The sequence below is a fragment of the Sphingomonas sp. genome (assembly GCF_036387535.1).
GTDB lineage: Bacteria > Pseudomonadota > Alphaproteobacteria > Sphingomonadales > Sphingomonadaceae > Sphingomonas_R.
On the sequence record NZ_DASVTO010000070.1, the window covers coordinates 1 to 8,582 of the forward strand.

The following is an 8,582-nucleotide window of genomic DNA, read 5'->3' on the forward strand; positions in this document are numbered from 1 at the left end:
AGCCGCTGATAGCCATAGCCGCGCACCGATCCGCCGCCGCCGCCATAATAGCGCCGCGACGGCGCCAGATTGTCGCGCGCGATGCCAAAGATCGACCCGGCCCGCGCCCGCCCCGCGATCACCAGTTTCTGGCCGATCGGATAATATGCGGTTCCCTCGATCATCGTGCGCGCATAGGGCCGCGCCGCGCCGCGCACCGATCCTTCCGGGCTGACGTTGATTTTCAGGCGATATCCCTTGGTCGGGTTCAACAGGCTGTCCGATCGGTCGAACATCGCCTGTCCGGGCAGCGCCGCGATGAAATACGTGCCGCGATTGCGCTCGCCGGCCTGGAAATCATACACGCTCTCGTTCGTGCCGACCAGTTCGAAGCCATAGGAATAGGTGAAAGTCTTCTGCCAGATCGGCGTCGAATCGTAACTGATCCGGCCCGACAGCGTGCCGGTGAACGCGCTGAACGCGTCGTAATTCTGGTGCAGCGCGGATGCGACCAGCGTGACGGTGCGATCCCGCCGGCCGGCGTTCTGGCGGCGGAACGTCGCACTCGCGCCCTGCTGCTGCGTGCCCGCAATGGCGGTCAGGATCAACGCACCTTCGGGCTTGAACAGGTTGCGGTGGGTATAGCTGCCCTGCACCGTCATGCCCTGTCCGGTCGAATAACCCGCCTCGCCCGCCAGCGAACGCGCCGGCCCCTTGGCCTGGCGGATCAGCAGGTCGACCTGTTCGGTGCCGTCCGGACCGGAGCGGCCGGTGCGCACCGGCTCGACGGACACGGTGCGGAACAGGCTGGTCGCGACCAGTGCGTCGCGCAGGTCGTCGACCATGCGCGTGTCGTACAATTCACCCGTCTTGAACCGCGGGAAGACGTTCAGGTGATCCAGTCCGAACACCGGCCCGGTCGCCGGGTCGCCCTGGGTGGTCAACTGCCCGAACGACGATCGCGGACCGGTATCGACCGGCAGCGTATAGGCACCGACCGGCTCGGGCGACTGATCCTCCAACAGGATATCGCGGTCGCCGACCTTGACGAAGGGATAACCCTGTTGCGGCAGCGTCAGCGACACGTTCGCCTCCGCACCCTGGATGCGATCGGCCTGGATCGGATCGCCGACCTTCAACGGCAATTGCCGGCGCACCAGCCCCTCGGGCACCGTTGCTTGCGTGTTCACGGTGATCGACGACAGCGTATACAGCCGTCCCGGCGACGCGGTGATCGTTGCGCGCAGCCGTCCGGGGTTTCCGGGAAGCATGTCGATCGTCGAAAGCGCGGTGGCGTCGTAATAACCCAGCGACTTCAACAGCCGCACCGCCAGCGCTTCGTCCTCACGCGCGCGGGCCGACACCTGCGTGGCGTTCGCCGCCTTGCCGCCGCCTTCGCGCAGGGCCGACAGCGATTTGAACCGCGCTTCCAGATCCTGCTTGTCCAGCCCGTTGACCACCGTCTCGTACCGCAATTCCGGCGCGTCGCGCTCCGCCACGTCGGCGGCGGTTTCCAGCGGCGCGGTGTCGAAACTGTTCAGCGGCGTCAGCGGCTGCGCCAGTTGCGGATCGCCAGGCCCCGTCGGCGGCAGCACGTCGCCGATAGCCGCCGGCGCAGCGGTGGTGGCAGGCGCAGCGGTGGTGGCGGGCGCAGCATTGGAAGGCCGGGCGGTCGAAGCGGGCGCCATCGGCTCCAGCGGCGCATTGATATCGCCGCTCAACGGCGGCAGCGCGGCGTCGAACTCCGCTTCGGGAACGATCGGCGTGTCGGGTCCCGCCGGCGTCGGCGCCGCACCTGCGCCGGGTCGCTGGGGCTGGATGTCCTCCTTCGGCGCGTCGGGGCCGCGCGCGGGCGCGGTGCCGGGCCGCGAAATCTGCGCAGCGGCCGGCGACGCGACGACAAGTCCGGCTGCGATCCAATAGTGTCGCCCGTTGGCTCGTCCGAAATGCAACGCTTCGCCCCTTTTACCCCAGGGACGCCGCGTTCGGACTCACCCCCAATATTTTCTGCAACTCCGTCGCGCCGATTTGGTTGCAAATCGCCGTGGCGTCAATCGGTTGCCTTTGCGATACGGCGAAACGCGTGGAGCAGCGGCTCGGTATAGCCGCTGGGCTGATCCAGTCCCTCGAACACCAAAGCGCGCGCGGCGCGATAGGCGGGGCCGTTCGCTGCGTCCGCCATCGGCCGATACACCGGGTCGCCCGCATTCTGCGCGTCCACCTTGCGCGCCATCCGGTGAAACGCCGCATCGATATCGTCCGCGCTCGCGACGCCGTGGAGCAGCCAGTTGGCCATATGCTGCGACGAAATGCGCAAGGTCGCGCGGTCTTCCATCAGGCCGACGTCGTCGATGTCGGGCACCTTGGAACACCCCACGCCCTGATCGATCCAGCGCACGACATAGCCCAAAATGCCCTGCGCATTGTTGTCCAGCTCGCGCGCGATTTCTTCGGGCGCCCAGTTGCGCCCGGCGGCGACGGGCACGGCCAGCAACGCGGACAGCGGCGGGATCGGCTCGCCAGCGATGTCGCGCTGGCGGGCGAACACGTCGACCTGGTGGTAATGCAGCGCGTGCAGCGTCGCGGCGGTCGGCGACGGCACCCATGCCGTGTTCGCGCCACTGGTCGGATGCGCGATCTTCTGTGCGACCATGTCGGCCATGCGATCCGGCGCCGCCCACATCCCCTTGCCGATCTGCGCCTTGCCCGACAGGCCGTGCGCCAATCCGATGCGCACGTTGCGATCCTCATATGCCTTGATCCAGCCGGACGCCTTCATCTCGGCCTTGGGGATCATCGGCCCGGCGTGCATCGCGGTGTGCATCTCGTCGCCTGTGCGATCCAGGAAGCCGGTGTTGATGAACACGATCCGCCCGCGCACCGCAGCGATACACGCCGCCAGATTGGCCGACGTGCGCCGTTCCTCGTCCATCACCCCGATCTTGACCGTATGCCGCGCCAGCCCAAGCAGATCCTCGACCGCATCGAACAGCCGGTCGGCAAAGGCGCATTCCTCCGGCCCGTGCATCTTGGGCTTGACGATATACACCGATCCGCTGCGACTGTTGCGAAACCGCCCCAGCCCGCGCAGGTCGAACAGCGCGATCGTCGCCGTCACGATCGCGTCCAGGATGCCCTCGGGCGCTTCGCCACCGCCGGCCAGCAGTACCGCGGGCGTCGTCATCAGATGGCCGACGTTGCGCACGAACAGCACGCTTCGCCCCGCCAGCACCTCCCCGCCGTCCAGCGTCACATCGTCCGCCAGCCGCCGCGTGACGGCGCGACCGCCCTTGTCGAACGTCTCCTCCAGCGTCCCCGTCATCAGCCCCAGCCAATTGGCATAGGCCGCCACCTTGTCCTCGGCATCGACCGCCGCGATCGAATCCTCCAGATCGACGATGGTGGTCAGCGCGGATTCCAGCACCACGTCGGCGATGCCCAGCGGATCGTCGCGGCCGATCGCGGTCGACGGGTCGATCACCACTTCGATATGCAGCCCGTTATGCCGGTACATCTGCGAAGCGCCGCGCGTGCCGACCAGCTGCGCCGGATCGGCCAGCGCGATCGTCGTGGCATCCTGCCAGCTCCCCGACGCCAGCGGCACCGCGTCGTCCAGGAACGCCTTCGCCCGCGCGATCACCTGCTTGCCGCGCACCGCGTCATAGCCGCCGGGCGTGGCCGTCCCCGGCAGCACGTCGGTGCCGTACAGCGCATCGTACAAGCTGCCCCAGCGCGCATTCGCCGCGTTCAGCACGAAACGCGCGTTCAGCACCGGCACCACCAATTGCGGCCCCGCCAGATCCGCGATCTCGGCATCCACCGCCGCGGTCTGGATCGCGAACGGCGCCGGTTCGGGCACCAGATAGCCGATGTCGCGCAGGAACGCCTCGTCCACCGGCTCGCCTGCCCGGTATCGCGCATCGATCGCCGCCTGCAACGCATCGCGCGTGTTCAGCAGCGCGGCATTCTCGGGCGCGAACCGCGCGAAGATCGCCGCCACGCCCGCCCACCAGGCGGCAGTATCCAGCCCCAGCGGCGCCAGCACGTCGCGTTGCAGGAATGCCGCGAGCTGCGGAGCGACCATCAGGCCGGCACGGTCGATCATAAAGGAAACCCTCCTTGGGAAACGTCGATACGGCCTGGGGAGGACGGCTGCCCTTTAAGCCGGCATCGCTGCCGGGTTCAACCCTGCAATCCGCCCGCGGCCACCTCGACCCGGTCGAGGACGGCGCGGAAATGCGCCAGGTCCGCGGCGCCCAGCCCGGCGAAGATGCGCGATTCCATCTCCAGCGCCTTGGGCGCGACCTGTTCGTACAGCGCGCGCCCGGCCGGGGTCAGCGACAGCAGGTGCGATCTCTGATCGTCCGGGTTGGCCCGCCGCGCGATCAGCCCGCGCTCCGCCAGCGCGATGGCGGCGCGGCTCACCGTCACCTTGTCCATCCGCGTCCGCGCGCCCAGCGCCTGCTGCGACAGCCCGTCGCTCTCGGCGATCACCGCGACCAGCCGCCATTCGGCTATCCGCAGCCCGAACAGCGCGTGATATGTCGATGCGATCGCATCGGATACCGCATTAGATACGATAGACAGTCGGAACGGCATGAAATCGTCGAGGGACAACAGCGGATCGGCCATCCTGCCATTGTGCATTTCGCCACACCGATTTCCACTAATGAATACGTGTCATATTGATGCAGATTTTACCGGTCTTCGGGAACGGCGCGGGCGATTCGAACGTAGCGCTGATCCATGACATCGCCCGCAACTCCCATGTTTCCCTGGCGCCACGATGCGCAGGCGGAACTCGAATCGCTGCTGGAGGCGCACGTCGCCGCCCGCGACTTCCCTTGCGTCGGCGCAAAGGCCGCGCTCGCCAAGGGTACGCTCAGCGTCCTCGCCGCCAATCGCATCGACAGCGCGTGGGACGATCTGCGCATCCACGACGGCCTGCTCCGCTTCGCTGACGCCTACCGCGAGGCACCGGGCCTGTACCGCAGCTTCGCCGTGGTGTTCGAAGGGCCGGACACGCTCGACGAAGCCGGTTTCGAAGCGGCGGTGTGGCACCGTATCCAGTCGCTGTCGGACAAGGACGTCTGGCGCGGCCAGCCTTACGACACCCGCGTCAGCGCCGATCCCGATTCGCCGCATTTCTCGCTCAGCTTCGGCGGCGAAGCGTTCTTCATCGTCGGCCTTCATCCCGCCGCCAGCCGCCTCGCCCGCCGCTTCGCCCGGCCGACGATGGTGTTCAACCTGCACGACCAGTTCGAAACGCTGCGCGCCGACGGGCGGTACGAAGGGATGCGCGAAAAGATCATGGTCCGCGACGAAGCCATCGCCGGTTCGCGCAACCCGATGCTGCAACGCCACGGCCAGGCCAGCGAAGCCCGCCAGTACAGCGGCCGCGCCGTCGACGGCGACTGGCGCTGCCCGTTCCGCTATTCCGGCGCGGGAGATTGAGGCCCGCGCCGCCGGGAACCGCGATCGAGATCGCCGAACGCGCGGGGACCGCGTTCCGGCTGTCGCGCGGGCAGACGCTCACCGTCATCGATCCGCGCGGGATGCAGGTCGCCGATCTGCTGGCGTTCAACGCGGAGGACGTGGACGAAGTCCTCTCCTCGGGCCGCACGCTGGATTATGCAGAGACAATCCGGCTGACGACCGGGCACATCCTGTATTCGAACCGCTCGCAACCGATGCTGGAGATCGTGGCCGACACCGTGGGTGTCCACGATTTCCTGCTGACGCCGTGTTCCTACGACACCTTCCACCATTTCTATCCCGATCTGCCGCCGCACCGCGGCTGCTTCGGCAATCTGGCGGAGGCACTCGCGCCTTACGGGATCATCCCCGATCGCATCCCGATCGCGTTCAACTGCTTCATGAACGTCCCCGTCGACGCCGCGGGCCGGCTCAGCGTCCTGCCGCCGATCAGCAAGGCCGGCGATCACATCGCCTTTCGCGCCGTGATGGACCTCATCATCGGCCTGACCGCCTGCTCCGCCCCAGCCTCCAACGGCGGCACCTTCAAACCCATCCACTATCGAATTGGATAGGCGACCCAGCGCCGCGGGCCGTCGCTCATATTCTTCTCTCCGCGTCCTCCGCGCGTCCGCGCGAAAAACGTTCAAAGGCGACACGCCAAGGTCATCATCGCCCAATCGCTGGAATCCGGAACGACCGGCAGGAAGTCCTTGGCCGGCGTATACCGCTGCTTCCCCGCCGTGCCCTTCTTCGTATAGGCGATCGCCGCATCGTACCGGCTCAGGTTGCGGCGACAGTCGAAACTGACCAGCAGTTTCTCGGTCTTCACTTTCTTCTTCTTCGTCGTGTCGCGCCGCGTCCACACCTTCACGACATATTCGTCGACATGCTGCACGGTCGCCGGATCGACATACACCGTCGTCCCGTCCAGCCCTTCGGCCGCCAGCCGCCAGTTCGGCGTCACCGCCAAGGGCGGGGGCGGCGGCGCCATCGCCAGCCCCGCCCCCATCGCGACAGCCAAGATCATCGCTCCATCCACCGCGCTCATCCGATCTGCCGTGCCACGCTCTTGCGCAGCGCCGCGCCATAGGGCGGCTTCAACCCCGCCAGTTTCGCCACGTCGAGCCGCGATTGCTTGAACACCGCGCGCGCATGGCTGAAGGTGCGAAAGCCGTCCTGCCCGTGATAGCTGCCCATGCCCGAAGGCCCGACACCACCGAAGGGCAAATCCTCCATCGACACATGAAAGATCACGTCGTCCAGCGTCACGCCGCCCGATACCGTCCGGTCCAGCACCCGCTGCCGCTCGTTTGCGTCCGTTCCGAAATGATACAGGCCCAGCGGCCGGGCGCCGCGATTGATCCGCCCGATCGCTTCGTCGATGCCACGATAGGTCACCACGGGCAGGATCGGCCCGAAAATCTCCTCCTGCATCACCAGCATGTCGTCGGTCGCGTCGCGAACGATGTGCAGCGGCATCTTGCGGCTGTTCGACGCGGCGAAATCCTCGTTCGCCGGGTTCACCGCTTCGACGCGCGCGCCCTTCGCGCGGGCATCGTCCAGCCAGTGCGTCAGGCGCTGGTGATGGCGATCGTTGATGATCGCGGTGTAATCGGGATTGGCCAGCACCGTGGGATACATCGCCGACGCCGCCGTCTTCAGCCCGGCGACCACCGCATCCTCCTGATCCGCCGGTGCCAGCACATAATCGGGCGCAAGGCAGATCTGCCCGGCGTTCAGCATCTTGCCCAGCGCGACTCGCTCCGTCGCCCGCGCGATATCCGCGCCCGCGCCGATCACCACCGGCGATTTGCCGCCCAACTCCAGCGTCACCGGCACCAGATTGTCGGCGGCGGCGTGCAGGATGTGGCGCGCGATGCCGGTCGCGCCGGTGAAGATCAGATGATCGAACGGCAGGCTGGCGAACGCCTGCCCCACATCGGGCCCGCCGGACACGAACGCCAGTTCCTCGACCGCGAAATACTCGGGCGCCACCTCCTCGAACAGCGCGGCGGTGACGGGGGTGAATTCGCTGGTCTTCACCATCGCGCGATTGCCGGCAGCAAAGATGCCGGCGATCGGCCCCATCACCAGGTTCACCGGGAAATTCCACGGCGCGATCACGCCGACGACGCCCTTGGGCTGATAGTCCACCCACGCCTTCGCGCCCAGCAGGCCCAGCGGAAACTGCACCTTGCGCGCGTCGCGCTTCATCCAGTCGCTCAGGTGTTTCAGGGCATGATCGATCGGGCCGATCGATCCGGCGATATCGGTCAGCATCGATTGGTCGCGGCTGCGATGGCCGAAATCCTCGCTCAGCGCGTCGCAGAAGCGCAACCTGTTGTCCCGGATCATCGCCGCCGCGCGCTTCAATCGATCGCGGCGCACTGGCGCGCTGACCGGCATCTCCGCCTCGAACGCGGCACGCTGAGCATCCAGGATCGCCTTCATGTCCGTCCCCACTCCGCCCATTTTCAGGCTCGAACTCACGTGCAGCCGATCAGGCCGGCCACCGGCACCACCACCACATCCTGCGCCGGCCGCGTGATGACCAGAGTCCCCGACGGCACCGTCGCCCCGCCCGCCAGATCGGCCCGCGTCGCGATCGTCATGTCCAGCGTGACGCGCAGGTCGCCCGCGCCGTAATCGGTGACTTGCGCGAAGCCCAGGTTCCCCGCCCCATTCTGGCCCGCGCGATCGAGATCGAGCGTCCGCCCCCCGATCGACAGCCGCAGCCGCGCCGGATCGGCCCCGGCCATCGCGATCAGATTGCGGTCGCCCGCCGCACTCCACAAAAACGCGGCACACCCCCGCGCCGGCAGCGCCTGCTGACCGATCGCCCCCAACGGCGCCGGCGCCGGCATTGAAGGCGGGGCCGCCTGAAGCAGAAGCGCAAGCTGAAGCAGGAGCATGGGAATCATGGCATCCATGCTATCATGGCCAGCCACGCCGGGTAAGCCGCCAGCGCCATCAGCGTACCCAGCGGCAAGGCGGTGTCGCCCCGCGGCCGCTGCCCCCGCCACGCCAGCCACGCGACCCAGCCCAGCCCGGCGATCCCGGCGATCAACAGCACCGCCGGCAACAGCCGCCAGCCGATCCACAGCCCGATCGCACCGAACAGCTTC

8 protein-coding genes and 1 pseudogene are annotated in these 8,582 nt (G+C 67.5%); 2 read left to right on the forward strand and 7 right to left on the reverse strand.

Translation table 11 applies throughout. The features are described from left to right. The 3 genes from VF649_RS06225 to VF649_RS06235 all read right to left on the reverse strand — a co-directional run. Positions 1-1,931, reverse strand: a 1,931-nt coding sequence (locus VF649_RS06225; protein WP_331011092.1) for a BamA/TamA family outer membrane protein, incomplete at its 3' end; no start/stop codon positions are given. A gap of 98 nt (positions 1,932-2,029) precedes the next feature. Beyond that, complete coding sequence (locus tag VF649_RS06230) at positions 2,030-4,084, reverse strand: malate synthase G (RefSeq protein ID WP_331011093.1); 2,055 nt, start codon at positions 4,082-4,084, stop codon at positions 2,030-2,032. 77 nt (positions 4,085-4,161) lie between these two features. Next, positions 4,162-4,611: a MarR family transcriptional regulator gene (locus VF649_RS06235; protein WP_331011094.1), complete on the reverse strand. Its 450-nt coding sequence runs from the start codon at positions 4,609-4,611 to the stop codon at positions 4,162-4,164. A gap of 114 nt (positions 4,612-4,725) precedes the next feature. Here VF649_RS06235 and gntA point away from each other — a divergent pair, with 114 nt between their 5' ends. Both gntA and VF649_RS06245 read left to right on the forward strand, forming a co-directional pair. Beyond that, the gene (gene gntA, locus VF649_RS06240; protein WP_331011095.1) at positions 4,726-5,433 is read left to right on the forward strand and encodes a guanitoxin biosynthesis heme-dependent pre-guanitoxin N-hydroxylase GntA; all 708 of its coding nucleotides are present in this window, start codon (positions 4,726-4,728) and stop codon (positions 5,431-5,433) included. Continuing rightward, a complete protein-coding gene (locus VF649_RS06245; protein WP_331011096.1) occupies positions 5,430-6,029 on the forward strand; it encodes an urea carboxylase-associated family protein in 600 nt (199 codons plus the stop codon). The genes gntA and VF649_RS06245 overlap by 4 nt, the downstream gene beginning before the upstream one ends. A gap of 71 nt (positions 6,030-6,100) precedes the next feature. On the opposite strand, the gene VF649_RS06250 is transcribed toward VF649_RS06245, so the two are convergent. The 4 genes and pseudogenes from VF649_RS06250 to VF649_RS06265 form a co-directional block, all read right to left on the reverse strand. After that, positions 6,101-6,484: a surface-adhesin E family protein gene (locus VF649_RS06250; RefSeq protein ID WP_331011097.1), complete on the reverse strand. Its 384-nt coding sequence runs from the start codon at positions 6,482-6,484 to the stop codon at positions 6,101-6,103. A 17-nt stretch (positions 6,485-6,501) separates the two neighbouring features. Then, entirely contained in the window at positions 6,502-7,908 is a 1,407-nt protein-coding gene (locus VF649_RS06255) for a coniferyl aldehyde dehydrogenase (protein WP_331011098.1), read from the reverse strand. A gap of 35 nt (positions 7,909-7,943) precedes the next feature. After that, a complete protein-coding gene (locus tag VF649_RS06260) occupies positions 7,944-8,378 on the reverse strand; it encodes a hypothetical protein (protein ID WP_331011099.1) in 435 nt (144 codons plus the stop codon). Beyond that, positions 8,375-8,582: pseudogene (locus VF649_RS06265) on the reverse strand (prepilin peptidase); the annotation flags it as partial. The gene VF649_RS06260 and the pseudogene VF649_RS06265, both read right to left, overlap by 4 nt.

Coding starts and splice junctions, on each gene's coding strand:
- VF649_RS06250 (WP_331011097.1), bottom strand. CDS start 6,484: ATGATCTTGGCTGTCGCGATGGGGGCGGGGCTGGCGATGGCGCCGCCG.
- VF649_RS06255 (WP_331011098.1), bottom strand. CDS start 7,908: ATGAAGGCGATCCTGGATGCTCAGCGTGCCGCGTTCGAGGCGGAGATG.
- VF649_RS06235 (WP_331011094.1), bottom strand. CDS start 4,611: ATGGCCGATCCGCTGTTGTCCCTCGACGATTTCATGCCGTTCCGACTG.
- VF649_RS06260 (WP_331011099.1), bottom strand. CDS start 8,378: ATGATTCCCATGCTCCTGCTTCAGCTTGCGCTTCTGCTTCAGGCGGCC.
- VF649_RS06230 (WP_331011093.1), bottom strand. CDS start 4,084: ATGATCGACCGTGCCGGCCTGATGGTCGCTCCGCAGCTCGCGGCATTC.
- gntA (WP_331011095.1), top strand. CDS start 4,726: ATGACATCGCCCGCAACTCCCATGTTTCCCTGGCGCCACGATGCGCAG.